Source organism: Mycobacterium sp. FW102-FHT13B02, assembly GCF_058790275.1.
In genome coordinates this window covers 62,102-82,419 of record NZ_JBYTCM010000009.1, presented here as the reverse complement: position 1 = coordinate 82,419, position 20,318 = coordinate 62,102, and the positions used below count along the sequence as shown (strand labels likewise).

Below are 20,318 nucleotides of genomic sequence, written 5' to 3'. Positions count from 1 at the left end.
GACTGACGAGCGATGACGCTCATCTCGGCCGGGACCGTTGTTATCGGAGGCTCAGCGCTCGACGCTGTGTCCCGGCCCGGCTGGCTGGAGATCAGTGGCGACCGCATCGCAGCGTGCGGCAGCGGTGCCCCGCCCCGCACTGTCGACGTCGAATTTCCGGACGGGGTCGTGGTGCCGGGCTTCGTGGACATGCACGTGCACGGTGGCGGCGGATCCTCCTACAGCACTGACGATCCCGACGAGATCGCGCGGGCCGCCGAATTTCACCGCGGCCATGGCACCACCACCACGCTGGCCAGCCTGGTCACCGCGGCGCCGGAAGTCCTGCTGTCCCAGGTCCGTGCCCTGGCCGACGCCACGCAAGACGGCGTCGTCGCGGGAATCCACCTCGAGGGCCCGTGGCTCAGCTCCGTACGCTGCGGGGCGCACGACGTGACGCAGCTGCGAGATCCCGATCCCGCGGAGATCGACTCCGTGCTCGCCGCGGCCGACGGCGCCATCGCGATGGTGACCATCGCCCCGGAGCTGCCCGGCGCCGATGTCGCGATAGAACGGTTCGTCGACGCGGGAGTCATTGTGGCCGTTGGCCATACCGACGCCAGCTACGAGGAGACCAAGCGGGCTCTGCAACTCGGCGCCACCGTCGGCACGCACGTGTTCAACGGAATGCGTCCGTTGCACCACCGCGATCCGGGCCCGGCGCTGGCGTTGCTGGAAGACGCCCGGGTGACGGTGGAGCTCATCGCCGACGGCGTGCATCTGCACCCGGCGCTCGTCCATCAGGTGGCGGTCACCGCGGGCTCGGACCGCGTCGCACTGATCACCGATGCGATGGCGGCAGCCGGCATGCCGGACGGGACGTACCAACTGGGCGGGCTCGACGTCGAGGTCACCGGCTCGGTGGCGCGGCTGCGCGAGCGAACCACCATTGCCGGCAGTACCGCGACCATGGACGCGCTGTTCCGCACGGCGGCAACAGGTTTGGAGTCCGCCTCGGATGCCGCGTTGCGGCACGCGGTAGCGATGACCGCGACCACGCCGGCGCGCACGCTGGGGTTCGACGAGGCCGGCACGCTGCGGCCGGGCATGTCTGCTGATCTGGTGGTGCTGGACCGCAAGCTTCAGGTCCGTGCGGTGGTGCGGCGTGGCGTGTGGGCGGCGAGCCGCGACTAGATCACCGTGAGCGGCAATGCCTTTCCCGCATCGCGGCCCGCGGCGATGGACAACCGCTGGCGCCCCAGCGCCGGCCATGCCTGGACCGCACAGAACGGCGCGCACTGATCCTGGCTCGACCGGGTGCCGACGTGCACGCAGCACTGCACCAGCCGCTCTTCGATCATGGTCGAGATGTCCATGAACGGTTTGACGGTGATGCGGACCACGCGCTCCCCCAACAGCTTCCGCACCCGGCTCTTGCCACCGGGCAGGGCCGACGAGGCAAGGGCCAGCAGGGTCGGCATGCCCAGATCGCAGTTCTGGCAGATGGTGCGCCAGACATCGCCGATCCCGGGGTGCGACAGCGAGGACTGCTCGGAGAGCAGGCCGAGCAGCGATTCCCGCACCGCCAGCTGTAGTTCCTGCGGCAGCTCGCGGTCAGCGATCCTGTTGGACACCAGGCCGAGTCGGTCCTTGAGCACGTCGTGGCCCATCAGCGACACCAGCGACCGCCACTGCCCGGAATCATCGCGGATCAGATAGCCGACCGAGCAGCAGTGCGGATGCGAGCATGGCAGCGCGGTGAGGTCGCGCCACGTCACCAAGCCATCGGTCTGCGGGCCCAGCCTGCTCAGCACCCCGGTGTGGGTCAGCCGGTCGAGCGTGTCCAGACTGCCCGAGCGCCCCGAGCCGAACTGCGGCTGGATGGTGATGCCACCGACGTACGGAGTGTCGAGTGCCAGCTGCACCATGTCGCCGATCTCATCGTCGTTGACGCCCAGCGCGGCAGCCATCACCAGCGTCGTGAAGATCTGGTGTTCCGAAAGTCGCTGCAAAACCTGCTGTTTCAGCCTGCGCAGGTCGCCGCCGCGGTGATGCCGGTGGGCGGTCTCGGACAATCCGTCGTACTGCAGATACACCTCGACCCGGTGCCGGTGGGTGCTGAGCAGCTCGAGCAAGACGTCGTCGGTCGCGAGCCGGATACCGTTGGTGTTGACCAGAATTCGCGTGATGGGCCGCCTGATGAGTTCATCCAGCAGTTTCGCCAGGTCGGGATGCAGGGTCGGTTCCCCGCCCGAGATCATCAGCACGTCCAGCCGCCCGTTCTCCCGGGCCAGTCGCTGGTCGACGTTGGCGAGCACCTCGGACACGGGCACCACGTTGCGCAGATCGGGTGACGAATCGGTGAAGCAGGTGGGACACCGCAGATTGCAAACCTCGGCGATGTCCTCGAGCAGGATGCACGTGTGCTGGGTCTGCATCTCGGGAAGCCCACGCAGATAGGCGGACGGGATCGGATCGAAATTGCCTGCCACATCGGGGATGTGCGCCTTGGTCGGTGCGGTCCACTCCTCCAGATAGGACAGAATCCCAGGGCTCTCGTCGTAGAGCGTGCGCACCAGCCCGTGCGCCGGGCAGCCCCGCTCCAGCCACACCCGGCCGCCGCGGTCGACGAGCCGGCCGGCCAGGCGCGCCACGTCCGTCAGCGGCCGTTCCGGCGCGTCGTGATGGCAGTGCGGACAGTACGCCGTCACGTAACGCAGTATGCGGTCGCCGCGCAGGCCCATGCCGGACGTCATGTGTACATTGCGGGGTTCAGGCCGGTGCAGTAGCCGACGGTGAGGATCGAGGTGAGCGCCCAGCCGATCATCAAGCCGAGACCGAGCCCCTTGGGCACGGGGTTACCGGACTTCCACAACGTGAAGCCGCCCCCGAAGGCGATGAGTGCCAGCAGCGCGGCACCGAACGCCAGCAGCACCTTTTGCTGGTCGGCGACCATCACCGTGATGAAGCCGACGACGATGTTCAGCACCGGGAAGAGGAAAACTCCGCCGATGACTGCGCCGACCGATACCGCATTGGGGTTGGGCGGCGGATAAACGTACTGCGGGTATTGGGGGTACTGCGGCGGATATTGGGGATATTGCGGGTACTGGGGGTACTGCGGATGCTGCCCCGGCGGCATGCCGTTTTCGGGCTGATCGTCGGGATGCTCACCCGGCGGCTGGGACATGCGCGGCCTCCCTGTCTGCAGACGAAATCCGGTAGTAGCCATGGCGATAGCCGCGCCAGACCCGAAGAGCCAGCAGCCCCATTGATGGCAGCAGCACCCATTGTGGGCGGGTCAGATCCAGCCACACCGTCTCGTTCGCACGCACGAACTCCACGCAGAACCGGAACACCGCGTAGGCCGCGACGTAGATGACGAACAACTCACCGGGATGCGTGATGCGGGGCCGCAACCACATGAGCACGCCGAAAGCCGCCAGCTGGAACACGATTTCGTAGGCGAAGGACGGGTGCATGGCCAGCCCGGCCACGCATCCCGGGCACTCGGGGGTGCTCGCCGCCGCGTGCACGCCCCATGGCAGCGTCGTCGGACGTCCGGGCGCCTCTGTCAGCAGGCACCCGATCCTGCCGACCGCCATTCCCAACGCGACCGCCGGCGCGAACAGGTCGCCGGTCTTAACCCGATACCCCCCGAGTCGCTTCGCGATCAAGACACCGAGGTAGGCGCCGAACAGGCCGCCCAGGATGCTCTTGGAGCCGTATTCCCACGCCTGCGCGAGGGTCGGGTTGGCACTGAAATCCAGATGGCGTGCCAAACCCGACGCACGCATCCCGATCGCCCCGCCCACCAGCGCACCGGTGACAGCGACCAGCGACTGTTCGTTCACCGCGCCGCGGCGGCGCGCTTCGTGGACGAACACGATCACCGCGGCCAGCACGCCCAGGCCCACGAACACACCGTGCACCGGCACCTGGACCGGCCCGATCTGCCACTGCGGGATCACAGTGGCCAACGTACCGGCCGAAACGGTCAGTGCACGGTGATCCCGCGAACGTTCTCATCTCGGTCCACGGGTGCCGGCCGCGGGACCACGGAGCACGTGACCGTCACGCCGTCGGCAGTGTCACGTCCAGCCGGAATCCGCCGGGCACGTGGGCGGCGCAGACCTGCCCGCCGTGCGCCTCGACGATGCCCCGCACGATGGCAAGACCGATGCCGGCGCCCGCTCCGCCGTCCTCCGGCGTGCGGGCTGCCGAACCGCGCCAGCCCATGTCGAACATCCGGCCGAGGTCCTGCGACTGCACGCCGGGGCCCTGGTCCAGCACCGTGAGCACCACCCGGTCGTCGTCGAGCCGGTGCGCCGAGACCTGTATCTCAGAGTTCTCCGGCGCATTTCGAATGCTGTTGACCAGCAGATTCGCTATCACGCGGGAAAGCTCGCCGGCGTCGGCGTGCAGCACCTGGTCGGTCATTTCCGCGTGGGTGATGGTGATGCCACGGGTCGCCGCGAGCGCCCGCATGTCGGACACGACGTCGGACACGAGATCCAGCAGCACCACCGGCTCCTTGCTGAGTTTCAGCATCCCGCTCTGGATCTTGGACAACTCGAACAACCCGTCGACCATGCCGTTGACCGCATCCACCTGATCCCGGATTTGCCGGATGTATTCGGCCGGGTCGTCGACCACGCCTTCCTCGAGCGCCTCGGCCATCGCGCGCATGCCGGCCAGCGGTGTCCGCAGATCATGCGAAACCCAGGCGACCAGCTGGCGGCGGGACTGGTCGAGCTGCTCGACTTCCGCACGCGCGGCAGCCAACTGAGCCGACGACTGTGCGAGCTGGCTCGACAGGTCGGCGAATTCCCTGGAGCTCTCGACGTCCGCGGTGACGATCTCGCCGCTGCCGATCTGTTGCGCGGCACGTTGCAGCCGGGCCAGTGACCGACGCAGCCGGCGCAGCATGAACGATGCCGCCAGCGCGGCCATCAGCGCCGAGATGACGATGACCGACAACAGCACCTGCAGGTCATGAGACGACAGGTACATCTCGACCGAAATGGCCACGGTGGACGCGACGATGGCGACGATGGTCGCGCAGATCAGCACCGACACCTGGGTGCCGATCGAACCCCGCCGGTTCAGCTGCATGACGACGGCCGCCGCACCCGCCGCCACCGACGTGCAGATCAGCGCCGTTACCGCGATGACGGCGAGGTCCGCGGCGCTCAGGATCATGACGACTTCCCCGACGGCGTGAACCGGTACCCGGTGCCCCATTCCGTGCGCAGGTAGACGGGGTCACGAGGGTCGGTTTCGAGTTTCTCGCGCAGCCGCCGGATGTGCACCGTCACCGTCGACGCGTCGCCGGCGCTCCAGCCCCATACCTCGCGCAGCATCTCGTCGCGGGAGATCACCCGGTCCGGGTTCTTGAGCAGGAAAAGCAAGAGCTCGTATTCGCGTCCGGTCAGTTCGACATCGGTTCTGCCGCAGGCGATCCGGCGCATCGTCGGATCGATACGGAATCTGCCGACCACGAACGGCGCCAACGGCGACTGCTGGGACACCCTGTGCCGCAACAGCTTCGAAATACGCAGTTGCAGCTCGCGGAGCGCGAACGGTTTGGCCAGGTAATCGTCGGCGCCGAGTTCGAGGCCGTCGATGCGGTGCCCGCTCGCCCCGAGTGCGGTGAGCATGATCACCGGAACATCCGAGCGGCTGCGGACCTCGCGCAGCAGGTCGTCACCGGACAGCCCGGGCAACATGCGATCGAGGACCAGCACATCAGGAGTCGAACGCTGTACGGCGTCGCGCGCGGTTTCCCCGTCGGCGTACTCATCGATCCGAAAGCCCTTGGCACGCAGGTACGCCGCCACCGCAGTACGCACCCGCCGGTCGTCTTCGACCAACACGACGTGCGCTCCGCCGCCGTCGTCGGAAGTCACGGGCGCATCCACATCGCACCTCTCATACTGCTGAGCCTAGACAGCCGCCGCGGTGCCAGTTCGGTTCTTACGGTTCTGAAATGTTTGTCGAACCTGGCGGGGCCGCCTCCTAACTTCATCTGCGACGGGGTGACCGGCACCCCACCACAGTCGAAGGAGATCCACATGGTCATCAAGCCGATCGCAGCGGCAGCTGCTGCGGCGTTCGCCCTGACGCTCACCGGGTGCGGCGCGAACGAGATGTCGAAGTCGTCCACGGGCTCCACGTCCGCGATGTCCTCCGCCATGACTTCCGCTGCCATGAGCCCAAGCGCCATGACGCGTATGGGCGAGTTCAGCGGTCTCAATGGCAAGCATGTGGCCGGCTCGGCGAAGCTGACCGGCGCAAACCTGGAGTTCACCAACTTCTCCTCGGACGCGGGCCCGGACCTGCACGTCTATCTGGCCAAGGGGTCCACTGAGTCGGACGTCGCGGCCGGCAAGCAGATCTCCGCCATCAAGTCCGACGAGGCGATGCAGTCATTCCCGTTGTCCGGCATCGACACCGCCGGATACACGACCGTCGTCATCAACTGCGACAAGGCGAAGGCAGTCTTCGGCGCTGCCTCACTCATGTGATGTCTGATCTGATGACCACCCGCGCCGTGACCCCGCGCGACCGCGCCGGCCTGGCCGCGTCGATACTCTTCGGCGCGGTCCGGGTCGGGCTCGGACTGCTGTGGCTCCACGAGGGCTACGTCAAGCTGCGGGCCCACTTCGGGAGTGCCGACATCTTGCTCGTTGCCGACGGAGCATCGGCGAACTCGCGTGTGCCGGAATACTTTCGCTTCGTGGCCGAGCACCTGCTGCGGCCGACGGCGCACCTCGCCGGAATCATGACGCCGCTGACCGAGGTGGCCTTGGGGCTGGTCCTGGTCCTCGGGATCGTGAGCATGCCGGCCGCCGTCGTCTCGGCGGGACTGCTTGCGGTGTATTGGAGTTCGGACCAGCTCATCGCGCAATATCCCGTCATGGCGGTATTGAGCGTGGGTGTGGTTGCCGGACATGCCTATTCAGACCGCTGGTCGGTCGTCGAGGTTGTGCGCCGGCGATCGGCGGCAGGAAAGGCGAATTAGGCGAAAGCTAACGCGAGCGCCGGAACAACCGCGAAAGCCCGATTCCACCAAGTACGCCCACGGCCGCGCCGACGGCGACGCTGCTCGCATCGACCCCGTCTCGCTCCCGGTAGCGGGTGACGATCGTGGTCGGCCCCGGTGGCGCTACCGGCGCCAGCGCCATGGTGTCCCGCGCCGTGGCCGCCCACGCCGTCGAGAACAGGACCAGGCGGGACGTGATGTAGGCGAACACCATGAGACCCAGCACGGGACCGAACGTCGCACCGGCCGGTCCGTGCATGACGGTCCGCAGGTAGATCGAAGCCACCTGCTTGAAGAGTTCGAAGCCCACGGCCGCGATCAACGCGGCGCGGGCCGAGCTGTGCAGGCTGACCTTCTCACGCGGGAGCCGGGCGATGATCCAGGTGAACATCAGCCACGCCACGGCGAACGACACCGCGATCGACGCCACCCGCAGCAGCGCATTGAGACCCGGTACATGGCCGACACCGAACCAGTGCAGCACCGTCGTCATCAACCCGGTGTCGCCCAGCGCGGTCAGACCGATCGTGACGACGATGGCCACGAACGCCGAGACCAGCGCGAGCAGGTCGGACAGCTTGGTGCGCGCCCAGCCGTCGGGTTCGCTCGGCTGTTCCCACATCTCGGTCAGGGCTTTGCGCAGGTTGGCCATCCAGCCCAGGCCGGCCCAGGCCGCGGTCGCCAGACCGATGACACCGACCGAGGTGCGCGATTTGACCGCCGAGTCCATCAACCCGACCAGCTGATTGCCGAAGTCGCCCGCGACCGCTGACCGGATGTGCGTCTCGAGTTCGACCAGCATGTCCGGGTGGGAGGCCAGCACGAAACCACCCACCGCAAAACCCACCATGAGCAGCGGGAACAGCGCGAACACCGTGAAGTAGGTGATGCCGGCGGCGTAGAAGTCGCCGTTGCAGTCCTGGTAGCGGTCCTGGGCCCGCATGATCCGATCCAGCCATGGATGCCGCTGACGCAGTCGGTCGAGCTGGCCCGGCTGGTCCGAGTCGGTCATCTTCGGCAAACCCCCTTGTTCGCCGGAAAGCCTAGTGCGCGACGCTGCACGTGTCCTGACGCGGCGTCCGCAACATCACCGCAGACGCGGCAGGAAGCCCAGCCGGTCGTTGGCGCGCTGCAGCGTCTTGAACGCCACCTGCTCGGCGCGCTCGGCACCGGTGGCCAGCACCGATTCCAGTTCGGCCGGGTCGGCCAGCAGCTCGTCGACCCGGTTCTTGATGGGCGTGACGTACTCGACGACAGCCTCGGCGGTTTCCTTCTTCAGGTCGCCGTAGCCGCGCCCCTCGTACCCCGCCACCAGCGCGTCGATGGCGGCGCCGGTGACCGCAGACTGGATGGTCAGCAGGTTGGAGATGCCGGGCTTGGTCTCGGCGTCGAACCGGATCTCGCGCTCGCTGTCGGTGACGGCGGAGCGAATCTTCTTGGCACTCTTGGCCGGGTCGTCGAGGAGGTTGATCAACCCGGCGTCGGTGGCGGCCGACTTGCTCATCTTCGCGGTCGGGTCCTGCAGGTCGTAGATCTTGGCGGTGGCCTTGGGGATCATCGCCTCGGGCACCACGAAGGTGTCCGGGAACCGCGCGTTGAAGCGCTGGGCGAGGTCGCGGGCCAGTTCCAGGTGCTGCCGCTGGTCCTCGCCGACGGGCACCAGGTCGGTGTCGTACAGCAGGATGTCGGCGGCCATCAGCACCGGGTAGGTGAAGAGACCGATCGTGGTGGCGTCAGCGCCCTGCTTCTGCGACTTGTCCTTGAACTGCGTCATGCGCGACGCCTGGCCGAAGCCGGTGAAGCAGCCCAGCAACCAGGCGAGCTGGGTGTGTTCGGCGACGTGGCTCTGGACGAAGACCGTGCTGCGGGCCGGGTCGATGCCGAGCGCCAGGTATTGCGCCGCGGTCACCAGCGTGCGACGGCGCAGCGTGTCGGGGTCCTGGGGAACGGTGATGGCGTGCAGATCGACGACACAGAAGAACGCGTCGTAGCCGTCCTGCAGGTGGGCCCAGTTCTGCACCGCGCCGAGGGCGTTGCCCAGGTGAAGCGAGTCGGAGGTGGGCTGTGCCCCGGAAAAGACGACGCGCTTGTCCGCGCCTGCACCGCTGTTGCTCATGATGGCATCGATTTTCCCACTGCTGTCATCCGGTTTTGTTTCGGGTCAGCTACTAGCGTTGAGGGTGGTGTACCGATTCGCCCCGCAGGCCAAGCGTCGCGGCAAGGATGAAGACGTGAGTCCCGATCGAACGTCCCCCGGCCACCTCATGGCCACCGAAATCGCGGAACAGCCCCAGGTCTGGCGCCGGCTGCTCGCTGACGGCCGTTCCCCCATCCGTGCCGCGGCTGACCAGATTGCCGCGGCCGCACCCCGATTCGTGCTGTTCGTGGCGCGCGGCACCAGCGACCATGCCGCCCTCTACGCGAAATACCTCGTGGAGATCAACCACGGTCTGCCCGCCGGCCTGGTCTCCCCGTCGACCACGACGGTCTACGGTGCTCAACCCGACCTGCGTGACGTCCTGTACGTCGCAGTGAGTCAGTCCGGCGGATCGCCGGACCTGGTGCGCTCGGTCGAGGTGGCCCGCGCGCATGGCGCGCTGACGGTCGCCGTCACCAACAACGCCGCATCGGATCTGGCCGCGGTAGCAGCGATTCACGTCGACGTGCTGGCCGGCGCCGAAAAGTCTGTGGCGGCCACCAAGTCCTATACCGCCGAGTTGCTCGCGCTGCAGTTGCTGCTCGGCCGTGACGGTTCCGGCGTCGACGCGCTGCCCGACCTCGGTGAGCAGGTGCTCGCGTCCGGGGAGCTCATCCGCGAGGTCGCGCAGCGGTATCGGTTCGCGCAGCGACTCATCGCGACCGCCCGCGGCTACTCCTACCCCACTGCCCGCGAGGCCGCCCTCAAGCTGATGGAGACGTCGTACCTTTCCGCGCAGGCGTTTTCGGGCGCCGATCTGCTGCACGGCCCGCTCGCCACCGTCGATCCTCAGGTGCCGGTGCTCGCAGTGGTGCCCGAAGGCGCCGGCGGACAGGCCATGGCGCCGGTGCTGGACCGGCTGGCCGAGCGCAATGCCGACGTCTTCGGGGTCGGAGCTCCCGCGGCACTGGCCGGCCTCGCCGGCGGTATCGCGCTGCCCAGCGGGGTGAGCGACGCGCTCTCCCCGCTGCTGGAAATCCTCCCGCTGCAACAGCTTGCACTGCATCTGGCACTCGCCCGCGGTGGCGACCCGGACCAGCCGCGAGGCCTGCGGAAGGTCACGGAGACGCTATGACGCGCAGCGCTCGTGTTCAGTCGGGCGCCGGCGCCAGGCGTTGCAGCACGCTGAGGAAAACGCGTCGCTCGCCGGCACTCAGCTCACCGAGCCATTGCTCTTCACCGCGCTGAATTTCCACCTGCACTGCGTCTTTGAGCCGGCGCCCGGCCGGCGTGATCGACAGGAGCCGAACCCGGCGATCGTCGGGATCGGGAGTGCGCTCGATGTAGCCGTCGGCCTGCAGGTCGTCGAGCGTGCGGATGATGCGGGTCTTGTCGGCGCCGATGGCCTGCGCCAGCGCAGCTTGCGAACGCATCGGGGTCTCGTCGAGTGCCAGCAGCACGACGTAGCCCCACATCGACACCCCGTGCTCGTCGAGCACGGGCTGCTCAGCAGCCATCAGCTCGCGTAGCAGCGGCGCGAGCAGCGCGGCGAGGTCAGGACGCTTGGCCGGCATGCCGCCATCGTAGGCATTGCCATATCGTATGCATGTGCATACGATATGCTCATGCACACTTTATCTACCGATCTTCTCAACGCCCATCGCGTCGCGATCCTGACGTCGGTCGACACCGCCAAGGCCATCGACGAGAGCGACCTGAACCGCCCGACCCCCTGCGCCGGTTGGGATTTGGCCGACCTCTTGGCACACATGACGGTCCAGCATCGCGGTTTCGCGGCAGCCGCCCGCGGCGGTGGACTGGACGTCGCCGCCTGGGATCCGGCCACCGTGCGCGACACGCGCGATCCGGTCGGCGATTACGCCGCGGCCGCCCACGACGTGCTGGACGCGTTCGCCGGCGCCGATTCCGAAAGCCAGTTCGCGCTACCGGAATTGGGTACGTCAGTGCCGGCCGAGATGGCCATCGGCTTCCATCTGATCGACTACGTGGTGCACGGTTGGGACGTCGCGGCGAGCCTCGGCACGCCATTCACGCTGCCCGGCGACGTCGTCGCCGCAGCACTCCCACTGGCCCTCGCCGTGCCCGACGGCGACTTCCGCAACATGCCCAATGCGCCCTTCGGACCCGCCCGAACCGGTGACAGCACAACGGACTTCGACCGGCTGCTGCGCCATCTGGGCCGTGACCCACGCTGGGGCGGTGCGTCAGACCACGAGTCACTCCATCCCGTCCAGTAACAGATTGGGGACTTCCGGCCCTATTGTCAGTAACTTTCGGCCACTGAGGTCAAACGCTACGTCATCGATACCGTCGGCTGTATGACTTACGTTATCGGACGGGAATGCGTTGATGTCACGGACATGTCCTGCGTACAGGAGTGCCCGGTCGACTGCATCTACCAAGGCGATCGGGCGCTCTACATCAATCCGCGGGAATGCGTGGATTGCGGTGCCTGCAAGCTGATTTGCCGGGTCGATGCGATCTACTACGACGACGATCTGCCCGAAGACCAGCTCGCGTTCCGCGCTGACAATGCCGCATTCTTCGATGAGGTACTCCCGGGACGCGACGCGCCGCTGGGCTCCCCCGGCGGCGCCGGCGCGATCGGTCGCATCGGAGTGGACACCCCGCTGGTGTCGGCCCTGCCCGTTCGGAGCTGAGCGAACCAGATAATCGTCGGCCGAGTTCGATCAGCCGTACTCGACCGTCACCGGCGCGTGGTCCGACCAGCGCAACGCATACGCCGCCGCCCGCTCGACCCGGGCCGCCATGGCCTTGGGCGCCAGCTTGGCGTTGGCCAGGTGATAGTCGATGCGCCACCCGGCGTCGTTGTCGAAAGCCTTGCCGCGCCAGGACCACCAGCTGTACGGCCCCGCGACGTCGGGATGCAGCTCACGCACCACGTCGGTCCAGCCGGCGGCCATCAGGTCGGCCAGCCACTGCCGCTCGCTGGGCAGGAACCCCGACTTCTTGACATTGGCCTTCCATGCCTTGAGGTCCAGCTCCGTGGCGCAGATGTTCCAGTCGCCGCAGATCACCACGTCGCGGCGCGTGCGGCTCAGCTCGGCCATCCGGCCGGCCAGCGCCACCATGAAGCGTTCCTTCTCCACCTGCTTGTCGGTCTCGGCCTCGCCGGTGGGCACGTACACGCTGGCGACCGTGACGCCGTCGGTATCGGCCTCCAGATACCGGCCGTGCGCGACGAATTCGCAGTCCGGGCTCAGCCCCACCCGCACCGCGGAGATCGGCGCCCGCGACAGCACCGCAACGCCATTGCGGCCCTTCGCGTGCGGCTCGGCCGACGCCAGGTACCAACCGGCGTCCAGCGCCGGCGCCAGCGCCTGCGCCAACTGCGCATCGTCGGCCCGGGTCTCCTGCAGGCAGATGACGTCCGACGTGGTGTCCTTCAGCCACGGCAGCAGTCCGAGATTCTCCTCGGACCGCTCTTTGACCGCAGCGCGGATGCCGTTGACGTTGATGGTGGTGACGATCACGAAGCAGAACCCTAACGTCCGGGTACGACAGGCCTGAAACGCCGAACGTGAGCTTGTGTGCGAGAAATTTGAGAAATCTCGCACACAAGCTCACGTTGGAAGGGAGTTACTCCTGGACGGAAGCCAGCGCCGCGTTGAAGGTGGCGCTCGGCCGCATCACGGCCTCGGTCTTCTCCGGGTCCGGCGCGTAGTAGCCGCCGATGTCGGCCGGGCTGCCTTGTGCCGCAGCCAGTTCCGCGACGATCTTCTCCTCGTTGGCGGCCAGCGTCTTGGCCAGCGGAGCGAAGTGATCGGCGAGCGCCTTGTCTTCGGTCTGCTTGGCCAGCTCCTGCGCCCAGTACATGGCCAGGTAGAACTGGCTGCCCCGATTGTCCAGCTCACCGGTGCGCCGCGACGGGCTCTTGTTCTCGTCCAACAGCTTTCCGGTGGCGGAGTCCAGCGTCTTGGCCAGCAGCCGGGCCCGGGCGTCGTCGGTCTTGTTGCCCAGGTCCTCCAGGCTGGCGCCCAGGGCCAGGAACTCGCCGAGCGAGTCCCAGCGCAGGTGGTTCTCCTCGACCAGCTGCTGCACGTGCTTGGGTGCCGAGCCGCCGGCGCCGGTCTCGTAGAGCCCGCCGCCCGCCATCAGCGGCACGATCGACAGCATCTTGGCGCTGGTGCCCAGCTCCAGGATCGGGAACAGGTCGGTGAGGTAGTCACGCAGGATGTTGCCGGTCGCGGCGATGGTGTCCTGGCCGCGGATCAGGCGTTCGATGGTGTGCCGCATGGCACGTTCCTGCGACATGACCTGGATGTCCAGGCCCTCGGTGTCGTGATCCTTGAGATAGGTCGCGACCTTCTTGCGCAGTTCGGCCTCGTGCGGACGCTCCTGGTCCAGCCAGAACACGACGGGCATACCCGAAAGCCGGGCCCGGGTGACGGCCAGCTTGACCCAGTCGCGGATCGGCGCGTCCTTCACGACCGGCATGCGCCAGATGTCGCCCTCCTCCACCGCGGTCGTCAGCAGCACCTCACCGCTGTCGATGTCGACGATGTTGGCAATGCCATCCTCGGGAATCTCGAACGTCTTGTCGTGGCTGCCGTACTCCTCGGCCTGCTGCGCCATGAGACCGACGTTGGGCACGGTGCCCATGGTCCTCGGATCGAACTGGCCGTGCGTCTTACAGAAGTTGATCATCTCCTGGTACATCCGGGAGAACGTCGACTCGGGGTTGACGGCCTTGGTGTCCTTGAGCTTTCCGTCGGCGCCGTACATCTTGCCGCCGAGCCGGATCATGGCCGGCATCGAGGCGTCGACGATGACGTCGGACGGCGAGTGGAAGTTGGAGATGCCGCGGGCCGAGTCGACCATGGCCAGCTCGGGACGGTGCTCGTGGCACTTGTGCAGATCGTCGACGATCTCGTCGTGCAGCGACTTGGGCAGCGTCGAAATCTTGTCGTACAGGTCCGAGAGCCCGTTGTTGACGTTGACACCCAACTCGTCAAAGAGCTTCTGGTGCTTGGCGAATGCGTCCTTGTAGAAGATGCGTACCGCGTGGCCGAACACGATCGGGTGGCTGACCTTCATCATGGTCGCCTTGACGTGCAGGGAGAACATGACGCCGGTCTTGTAGGCGTCGTCCATCTGCTCCTCGTAGAACTTGATGAGCGCCTTCTTGCTCATGTACATCGAGTCGATGATGTCGCCGGCGTCGAGCTTGACCTCGGACTTGAGCTCAATTGTCTTGCCCGTCTTGGTCTTCAGCACCATCTTCACCCGGCGCGCCTTGTCGAGCGTCATGGACTGCTCGCCATGGTAGAAGTCGCCGGTCTTCATGGTGGCGACGTGCGTGCGCGAGGCCTGCGACCATTCGCCCATGCTGTGCGGGTGCTTGCGGGCGTACTCCTTGACGGCCTTCGGCGCCCGACGGTCCGAGTTGCCTTCGCGCAGTACCGGGTTCACCGCGCTACCGAGACACTTGCCGTAGCGATCCTTGATCGCCTTCTCTTCGTCGGTCTTCGGGTCACCCGGGTAGTCGGGCAGGTTGTAGCCCTTCTCCTTCAGCTCCTTGATGGCCGCGACGAGCTGCGGCACCGAGGCGCTGACGTTGGGCAGCTTGATGATGTTGGTGTCCGGGAGCTGGGTCAGCCGGCCCAGCTCGCCGAGGTTGTCGGGGACCTTCTGCTCATCGGTCAGGTAGTCACCGAACTCGGCGAGGATGCGGGCCGCCACCGAGATATCACTGGTCTGGACGTCGATGCCGGCGGCGCCGGCGAAGGTGCGCACGACCGGAAGAAAGGCGTACGTCGCGAGCAGCGGCGCCTCATCGGTCAGCGTGTAGATGATGGATGGTTTCTCGCCACTCATGGTCACTCTCCCGGCGTCACGGACGGTACGAAACGAAAATCTATGTCGAGTCCGGCGTCTGCACTGACTACCCCGTCGCACGACGGTTACGAAGTTACCGTGACCGGCGCGGCAGGCTTCCGGTGGACCACTATCTGCGCACCGAACTGGATCGATACCGACGGGCTACGCGAAAACGGAGCGACCGCCGCACACCGTGTCCCGCACACGCCGAAGGCACCAGCTAGCAGTTGCCGCACCTATTGAGATACCCTCGAAGCCGGTCATGAGTGCCAGCGTCAAGCCCCGGCTTGCTGGCCGGCAACCCTCCATCCGCGGTGGGGTGCCCCGGGAGACGACCAGGTTGAGCAGCCACACATGGGCTGCGAGGCAAGCGCGGGTCCGCCACACGGACCCGGATGACTGGGTGAGTGGAGGCTTCTATGTGTCGCTGTCCGTGATTCGCAGAGTTCGCGAGCCCATTCGTCGTACCTAAAAACTCACAGGAGACACCCCTAACATGACCACTGAGGCCATCGACCCCACTGCGCGCTGGAGCTTCGAGACGAAGCAGATCCACGCAGGTCAGAGCCCCGATAGCGCGACCAACGCCCGTGCGTTGCCGATCTACCAGACGACGTCGTACACGTTCCGCGACACCGACCACGCCGCCGCGCTGTTCGGACTGGCCGAGCCGGGCAACATCTACACCCGCATCATGAACCCGACCACCGACGTGGTCGAGCAGCGCGTCGCCGCTCTCGAGGGTGGTGTGGCCGCGCTGTTCCTGTCGTCCGGACAGGCCGCCGCGACCTTCTCGATCCTGAACATCGCCGGCACCGGAGACCACATCGTGGCGTCACCGCGGCTGTACGGCGGCACCTACAACCTGCTGCACTACACGCTGCCCAAGCTCGGCGTCGACGTCAGCTTCGTCGAGAACCCCGATAATTTGGAGTCCTGGGCTTCCGCCGTCCGCCCGAACACCAAGGCGTTCTTCGGCGAGACCATCTCCAACCCGAAGATCGACATCCTGGACATCCCCGGCGTCTCGTCGGTGGCGCACGACAACGGCGTGCCGCTGATCGTCGACAACACCGTCGCCACCCCGTACCTGATCCAGCCGCTGGCCCACGGCGCCGACATCGTCATCCACTCGGCGACCAAGTACCTGGGCGGGCACGGCTCGGCGATCGCCGGCGTCATCGTCGACGGTGGCACCTTCGACTGGACGGGCGGGAAGTTCCCCGGCTTCACCGAGCCGGACCCGAGCTACCACGGCGTGGTGTTCGCCGACCTGGGTGCACCGGCCTACGCGCTCAAGGCGCGGGTGCAGCTGCTGCGCGACCTCGGCTCCGCCGCCGCGCCGTTCAACTCCTTCCTCATCGCGCAGGGATTGGAAACGCTGTCCCTGCGCGTTGAACGCCATGTGTCCAACGCACAGAAGGTCGCCGAGTACCTGGAAGGCCGCGCGGACGTGCTCTCGGTGAACTACGCCGGGCTGCCGTCCTCCCCCTGGTACGAGCTGGGCCGCAAGCTGGCCCCCAAGGGCACCGGTGCGGTGCTGTCGTTCGAACTGACCGGCGGCGTCGAAGCCGGCAAGGCGTTCGTGAACGCGCTGACCCTGCACAGCCACGTCGCCAACATCGGCGACGTCCGGTCGCTGGTAATCCACCCGGCGTCGACCACGCACCAGCAGCTGACCGCCGAGGAACAGCTGGCCTCCGGGGTCACCCCGGGCCTGGTGCGCCTGGCTGTCGGCATCGAGGGCATCGAGGACATCCTCGCCGACCTGGAGCAGGGTTTCGCTGCCGCCGGATCGGTGGGGGGTGCCGACCGAAAGGCGGCCTTGGTGTGACGATCATCGACGTGCCCGTGTCTGACATCTCCGCAGCGCCGCTGCTGCCTGCAGAAGGCGAGATCGGTGTGGTGAACATCGGCTCGCTGACGCTGGAGAGCGGCATAGTGCTGCCCGACGTCTCCATCGCGGTGCAGCGCTGGGGCGAGCTGTCCCCCACTGCCGACAACGTGGTGATGGTCCTGCACGCGCTGACCGGTGACTCCCACGTCACCGGTCCGGCCGGGCCCGACCATCCGACCGGCGGTTGGTGGGACGGCGTCGCCGGCCCGGGTGCGCCGATCGACACCGACCGCTGGTGCGCGGTCGCCACCAATGTGCTCGGCGGCTGCCGCGGTTCGACCGGCCCCAGCTCGCTCGCTCCCGACGGAAAACCCTGGGGCTCAAGGTTTCCCGCCATCACCATCCGCGACCAGGTGAACGCCGACCTGGCGGCGCTGGCGGCCCTGGGCATCACGCAGGTGGCCGCGGTCGTCGGCGGCTCGATGGGCGGCGCCCGCGCGCTGGAATGGCTTGTGGGACATCCCGATACGGTGCGGTCCGGCCTCGTTCTGGCGGTCGGCGCCCGGGCCACCGCCGACCAGATCGGCACCCAGTGCGCACAGGTCGCGGCCATCAAGGCCGACCCGAATTGGGCCGGCGGCGACTACTACCGGACGGGCCGCACCCCGGACGACGGCATCCAGATCGCCCGCCGGTTCGCGCATCTGACCTACCGTGGCGAGAAGGAACTCGACGACCGGTTCCGCAACACGGCGCAGAACCATGAAAACAGTTCTGCCGACGGCCTTTACGCGGTCGAGAGTTACCTCGAGTATCAGGGCCGCAAGCTGGCCGCGCGGTTCGACGCGGGTACCTACGTGACGCTGACGGATGCGCTGAGCAGTCACGACGTCGGGCGTGGACGGGGCGGGGTCGCGGCGGCCCTGCGGTCTTGTCCGGTGCCGGTGATCGTCGGGGGCATCACCTCCGACCGGTTGTATCCCATTCGGCTGCAAGAGGAACTGGCCTCGTTGCTGCCGGGCTGCCCGGGTCTCGAGGTCATCGAGTCCGACTACGGCCACGACGGTTTCCTGGTCGAGACCGACAAGGTCGGTCTGCTGATCCGCCAGACGCTGGACTTGGCCTCCCGGTGACGGGCGAACGCTCGCTGTCCTTCGGGGAGCAGGCTGCTGCCTACGAACGGGGACGTCCGTCGTACCCGCCGGAGTCCATCAACTGGCTGCTGCCCGCCGGAGCCGTCGACGTGCTCGACCTCGGCGCCGGTACCGGCAAGCTGACCGTCCGGCTGGCCGAACGCGGTCTGGCGGTCACCGCCGTCGACCCCATCCCCGAGATGCTCGAGGTGCTCAGCCGGTCATTGCCGTCGGTGCCCGCCCTGCTCGGCACGGCCGAGGAAATCCCCTTGCCCGACAAAAGTGTTGACGCGGTCCTGGTCGCGCAAGCCTGGCACTGGTTCGACCCGGAGCGGGCGGCCGCGGAAGTGGCGCGGGTGCTGCGGCCGGGCGGCCGGTTGGGTCTGGTGTGGAACATCCGCGACGAGCGGCTGGGCTGGGTCAAAGAGCTGAACCAGATCATCGGCTGCGAGCACGATCCGTCCGCCGATTCGCTGTGCGGCGACTTCACGAACATCGAGAACCACCGGTTCGAGTGGACGAGTTACCTTACGCCGCAAGCGCTGCTGGACCTCGTCGCGTCGCGGAGCTACTGCATCACCTCACCCGCCGACGTACGCCGGCGGGTCCTGGATGAAGTGCGAGAGCTACTGAACACACATCCGGCGCTGGCCAACAGCAACGGCCTGGCCCTGCCGTACGTAACGCACTGCGTGCGTGCAACCCTGGCCTAGTCGCCCGGTTCGCGGTGACGGCCTTCGCCTTGCCGCTCGGACCCGAGCTCGCCGCGCACCCGGGGTGTCGCGCGGCGGGCACTCAGGCGCTGACCCCCTCGCCGGGGCCGAACCAGCGCTGCAGTGCAGCCCGCAGGCGCTCCGCGTCGTCGGCAGCGAAAGTGTCTGCGGCCCAGGCGACATAGCCGTCGGGCCGGACCAGCATGGCAGCGGGACCGTCGGCCATGGCCGCGACCACCGTGTCCACGCGGCGATCCCACGGTGCGGCGACCTCGGCTGCCCCGCCGCCGGCGAGGTCGAGCAGCACGCCCCGGCCGCTGTGCAGCAGACCGGTGAGACGACGTCCGTCGTCCAGCTCCGCCTCCGGCACCATGTATCCGGTCAACCGGTGCGGGACGCCACCCATGTCGTAGCGAACGTCCGCACCGGCCAGCAGTCCGGCCATGTGGGCGGTCGCATCGGGCCGCTGGAAGAGTTCACCGAGAAGCGCGCGAAGGGCGCGCACCTCGGGCCCCGGCGCGGTGAGCGCGATCTGGGCCAAGGAGTGCATCATGACGCGTTCGCCGACCGGAAAGCGTTCGGACTCATAGGTATCGAGCAAGTCCGCAGGCGCCCAGCCATTGACGACGGCAGCCAGCTTCCAGCCCAGATTCAACGTGTCCTGCAGACCCAGGTTGAGCCCCGGTCCGCCCATCGCCGAATGCACATGTGCGGCATCACCGATCAGCAGAATGCGGCCGGACCGGTAGGCGTCGGCCTGCCGGGTGTTCTGGCCGTCGATGCGGCGCATCACAAACGGGCCCGGTCCGGCCGGCGGTTCGAACGGTACGTCGACCCCGAGTACCCGACGCAGGCTCTGCCGGAGCTCGTCATACGTCAACTCCCCCGGTACGCCACCGGGCAGCGAACCGAACTCGAGGGTGCCCAGCATCGGTGGATCGCCATGGGCCTCGAAGAATATCACCATGCCGGTGTCGTATCGGTTGTGCCCGAATGGAATTCGCCCGAATCCGGGCACATCGAATTCGCCGTTCGGAGTCCGGAATTCGTCAGCAATGTGCACATGCGCCAAGCGGGCGACCGTCGGCGACGTATGCCCGGGGAAGCCGATCCCCGATTGCTTGCGAACGGTGCTGCGGCCACCGTCCGCTCCGACCAGCCAATCGGCCTCCAGCACGTACGCGCCGTCAGGCCCGGCCACATCGACGGCGACGCCGTCAGGCCCGGCCGACAAGGCGGTCACGGCATGACCCCATCGCACCTCGACCCCGAGGGACTGGGCCCGCTCATACAGCAGCTGGACCAGACGCGGCTGCTTCATCAGCACCGCACGCATCGGATTATCCTCGACACCAAAAAAATTCAGCGGCAGGCCGGAGAACATCCAGCCGTAGGCCGGCTGTGGTGGGTTGGCGTCGCCCGTGAATGCCTGGTAGAGGCCACGCATATCGAGCTGTCGGATCACCTGTCCGACAAGGCCGTTCGCCTTGGGCTCGTCGCCAGGCCCGGGCAGCGCGTCGAGGATGACCGGTTTGATGCCGGCGAGAGCGAGCTCGCAGGCCATCATCAGTCCGTTGGGTCCGGCGCCGGAGATCACGACGTCAGCGGGCAT

General features: G+C 67.3%; 20 protein-coding genes and 1 riboswitch. Of the genes, 9 read left to right on the top strand and 11 right to left on the bottom strand.

From position 1 onward, the window contains the following. The first annotated feature begins 12 nt into the window (after positions 1-12). Positions 13-1,173, top strand: a complete 1,161-nt coding sequence (gene nagA / locus AC3WTE_RS17305; RefSeq protein WP_492439349.1) for an N-acetylglucosamine-6-phosphate deacetylase — start codon at positions 13-15, stop codon at positions 1,171-1,173. On the opposite strand, the gene AC3WTE_RS17300 is transcribed toward nagA, so the two are convergent. From AC3WTE_RS17300 to AC3WTE_RS17280, 5 genes are all read right to left on the bottom strand, one after another. Further along, the gene (locus AC3WTE_RS17300; RefSeq protein ID WP_492439347.1) at positions 1,170-2,735 is read right to left on the bottom strand and encodes a radical SAM protein; all 1,566 of its coding nucleotides are present in this window, start codon (positions 2,733-2,735) and stop codon (positions 1,170-1,172) included. The two genes, nagA and AC3WTE_RS17300, sit on opposite strands and share 4 nt — an antisense overlap. Next, on the bottom strand, positions 2,732-3,169 hold the full coding sequence (locus AC3WTE_RS17295; RefSeq protein WP_492439345.1) for a hypothetical protein: 438 nt from the start codon (positions 3,167-3,169) through the stop codon (positions 2,732-2,734). Before AC3WTE_RS17295 ends, AC3WTE_RS17300 begins: the two co-directional genes overlap by 4 nt. Continuing rightward, positions 3,150-3,950, bottom strand: coding sequence for a prolipoprotein diacylglyceryl transferase (locus AC3WTE_RS17290; RefSeq protein WP_492439344.1), 801 nt, complete (start codon positions 3,948-3,950; stop codon positions 3,150-3,152). The genes AC3WTE_RS17295 and AC3WTE_RS17290 overlap by 20 nt, the downstream gene beginning before the upstream one ends. A 103-nt stretch (positions 3,951-4,053) precedes the next feature. Then, positions 4,054-5,181 (bottom strand): sensor histidine kinase, encoded by a 1,128-nt coding sequence (locus tag AC3WTE_RS17285; protein WP_492439342.1) that lies wholly within the window; start codon positions 5,179-5,181, stop codon positions 4,054-4,056. Further along, a complete protein-coding gene (locus tag AC3WTE_RS17280; RefSeq protein ID WP_492439341.1) occupies positions 5,178-5,888 on the bottom strand; it encodes a response regulator transcription factor in 711 nt (236 codons plus the stop codon). Before AC3WTE_RS17280 ends, AC3WTE_RS17285 begins: the two co-directional genes overlap by 4 nt. 165 nt (positions 5,889-6,053) lie before the next feature. Between AC3WTE_RS17280 and AC3WTE_RS17275 the strand changes: the two genes are divergently transcribed. Next, complete coding sequence (locus AC3WTE_RS17275; protein ID WP_492439339.1) at positions 6,054-6,506, top strand: DM13 domain-containing protein; 453 nt, start codon at positions 6,054-6,056, stop codon at positions 6,504-6,506. Then, on the top strand, positions 6,506-7,003 hold the full coding sequence (locus AC3WTE_RS17270) for a hypothetical protein (RefSeq protein ID WP_492439337.1): 498 nt from the start codon (positions 6,506-6,508) through the stop codon (positions 7,001-7,003). The genes AC3WTE_RS17275 and AC3WTE_RS17270 overlap by 1 nt, the downstream gene beginning before the upstream one ends. A 7-nt stretch (positions 7,004-7,010) precedes the next feature. On the opposite strand, the gene yhjD is transcribed toward AC3WTE_RS17270, so the two are convergent. Next, on the bottom strand, positions 7,011-8,036 hold the full coding sequence (gene yhjD / locus AC3WTE_RS17265) for an inner membrane protein YhjD (RefSeq protein WP_492439336.1): 1,026 nt from the start codon (positions 8,034-8,036) through the stop codon (positions 7,011-7,013). Between the two features lie 75 nt (positions 8,037-8,111). Then, a complete protein-coding gene (gene trpS, locus AC3WTE_RS17260; protein ID WP_492439335.1) occupies positions 8,112-9,140 on the bottom strand; it encodes a tryptophan--tRNA ligase in 1,029 nt (342 codons plus the stop codon). Positions 9,141-9,288: 148 nt separating this feature from the next. Between trpS and AC3WTE_RS17255 the strand changes: the two genes are divergently transcribed. Beyond that, positions 9,289-10,296: an SIS domain-containing protein gene (locus AC3WTE_RS17255; RefSeq protein ID WP_492439576.1), complete on the top strand. Its 1,008-nt coding sequence runs from the start codon at positions 9,289-9,291 to the stop codon at positions 10,294-10,296. A 16-nt stretch (positions 10,297-10,312) separates the two neighbouring features. Here the strand turns inward: AC3WTE_RS17255 and AC3WTE_RS17250 are convergent, their stop codons facing one another. Then, positions 10,313-10,735 (bottom strand): MarR family winged helix-turn-helix transcriptional regulator, encoded by a 423-nt coding sequence (locus AC3WTE_RS17250; protein WP_492439334.1) that lies wholly within the window; start codon positions 10,733-10,735, stop codon positions 10,313-10,315. A 51-nt stretch (positions 10,736-10,786) separates the two neighbouring features. Between AC3WTE_RS17250 and AC3WTE_RS17245 the strand changes: the two genes are divergently transcribed. Both AC3WTE_RS17245 and fdxA read left to right on the top strand, forming a co-directional pair. Further along, entirely contained in the window at positions 10,787-11,419 is a 633-nt protein-coding gene (locus AC3WTE_RS17245) for a TIGR03086 family metal-binding protein (protein WP_492439332.1), read from the top strand. 81 nt (positions 11,420-11,500) lie between these two features. Further along, a complete protein-coding gene (gene fdxA / locus AC3WTE_RS17240; RefSeq protein WP_492439330.1) occupies positions 11,501-11,842 on the top strand; it encodes a ferredoxin in 342 nt (113 codons plus the stop codon). Positions 11,843-11,872: 30 nt separating this feature from the next. Here fdxA and AC3WTE_RS17235 read toward each other — a convergent pair whose 3' ends face one another. Both AC3WTE_RS17235 and AC3WTE_RS17230 read right to left on the bottom strand, forming a co-directional pair. Next, on the bottom strand, positions 11,873-12,676 hold the full coding sequence (locus tag AC3WTE_RS17235; RefSeq protein ID WP_492439328.1) for an exodeoxyribonuclease III: 804 nt from the start codon (positions 12,674-12,676) through the stop codon (positions 11,873-11,875). Between the two features lie 106 nt (positions 12,677-12,782). Next, on the bottom strand, positions 12,783-15,020 hold the full coding sequence (locus AC3WTE_RS17230) for an NADP-dependent isocitrate dehydrogenase (RefSeq protein ID WP_492439327.1): 2,238 nt from the start codon (positions 15,018-15,020) through the stop codon (positions 12,783-12,785). A 261-nt stretch (positions 15,021-15,281) separates the two neighbouring features. Continuing rightward, positions 15,282-15,402: riboswitch (SAM riboswitch) on the top strand. 117 nt (positions 15,403-15,519) lie between these two features. On the opposite strand from AC3WTE_RS17230, the gene AC3WTE_RS17225 reads away from it, so the two are divergent. The 3 genes from AC3WTE_RS17225 to AC3WTE_RS17215 are packed head-to-tail and all read left to right on the top strand — an operon-like array spanning position 15,520 to position 18,706. After that, positions 15,520-16,857, top strand: a complete 1,338-nt coding sequence (locus tag AC3WTE_RS17225; protein ID WP_492439326.1) for a bifunctional o-acetylhomoserine/o-acetylserine sulfhydrylase — start codon at positions 15,520-15,522, stop codon at positions 16,855-16,857. Then, the gene (gene metX, locus AC3WTE_RS17220) at positions 16,854-17,993 is read left to right on the top strand and encodes a homoserine O-acetyltransferase MetX (protein WP_492439325.1); all 1,140 of its coding nucleotides are present in this window, start codon (positions 16,854-16,856) and stop codon (positions 17,991-17,993) included. The genes AC3WTE_RS17225 and metX overlap by 4 nt, the downstream gene beginning before the upstream one ends. Next, positions 17,990-18,706, top strand: a complete 717-nt coding sequence (locus tag AC3WTE_RS17215; RefSeq protein WP_492439323.1) for a class I SAM-dependent methyltransferase — start codon at positions 17,990-17,992, stop codon at positions 18,704-18,706. The genes metX and AC3WTE_RS17215 overlap by 4 nt, the downstream gene beginning before the upstream one ends. A gap of 82 nt (positions 18,707-18,788) precedes the next feature. On the opposite strand, the gene AC3WTE_RS17210 is transcribed toward AC3WTE_RS17215, so the two are convergent. Then, positions 18,789-20,318: an FAD-dependent monooxygenase gene (locus AC3WTE_RS17210; protein WP_492439322.1), complete on the bottom strand. Its 1,530-nt coding sequence runs from the start codon at positions 20,316-20,318 to the stop codon at positions 18,789-18,791.

Excerpts from the sequence above, each read along its gene's own strand:
- nagA (WP_492439349.1), top strand. The coding sequence starts at position 13 with ATGACGCTCATCTCGGCCGGGACCGTTGTTATCGGAGGCTCAGCGCTC.
- AC3WTE_RS17300 (WP_492439347.1), bottom strand. The coding sequence starts at position 2,735 with ATGACGTCCGGCATGGGCCTGCGCGGCGACCGCATACTGCGTTACGTG.
- AC3WTE_RS17295 (WP_492439345.1), bottom strand. The coding sequence starts at position 3,169 with ATGTCCCAGCCGCCGGGTGAGCATCCCGACGATCAGCCCGAAAACGGC.
- AC3WTE_RS17285 (WP_492439342.1), bottom strand. The coding sequence starts at position 5,181 with ATGATCCTGAGCGCCGCGGACCTCGCCGTCATCGCGGTAACGGCGCTG.
- AC3WTE_RS17275 (WP_492439339.1), top strand. The coding sequence starts at position 6,054 with ATGGTCATCAAGCCGATCGCAGCGGCAGCTGCTGCGGCGTTCGCCCTG.
- AC3WTE_RS17270 (WP_492439337.1), top strand. The coding sequence starts at position 6,506 with ATGTCTGATCTGATGACCACCCGCGCCGTGACCCCGCGCGACCGCGCC.
- yhjD (WP_492439336.1), bottom strand. The coding sequence starts at position 8,036 with ATGACCGACTCGGACCAGCCGGGCCAGCTCGACCGACTGCGTCAGCGG.
- trpS (WP_492439335.1), bottom strand. The coding sequence starts at position 9,140 with ATGAGCAACAGCGGTGCAGGCGCGGACAAGCGCGTCGTCTTTTCCGGG.
- AC3WTE_RS17255 (WP_492439576.1), top strand. The coding sequence starts at position 9,289 with ATGGCCACCGAAATCGCGGAACAGCCCCAGGTCTGGCGCCGGCTGCTC.
- AC3WTE_RS17250 (WP_492439334.1), bottom strand. The coding sequence starts at position 10,735 with ATGCCGGCCAAGCGTCCTGACCTCGCCGCGCTGCTCGCGCCGCTGCTA.
- AC3WTE_RS17245 (WP_492439332.1), top strand. The coding sequence starts at position 10,787 with ATGCACACTTTATCTACCGATCTTCTCAACGCCCATCGCGTCGCGATC.
- fdxA (WP_492439330.1), top strand. The coding sequence starts at position 11,501 with ATGACTTACGTTATCGGACGGGAATGCGTTGATGTCACGGACATGTCC.
- AC3WTE_RS17230 (WP_492439327.1), bottom strand. The coding sequence starts at position 15,020 with ATGAGTGGCGAGAAACCATCCATCATCTACACGCTGACCGATGAGGCG.
- AC3WTE_RS17225 (WP_492439326.1), top strand. The coding sequence starts at position 15,520 with ATGACCACTGAGGCCATCGACCCCACTGCGCGCTGGAGCTTCGAGACG.
- AC3WTE_RS17210 (WP_492439322.1), bottom strand. The coding sequence starts at position 20,318 with ATGCCCGCTGACGTCGTGATCTCCGGCGCCGGACCCAACGGACTGATG.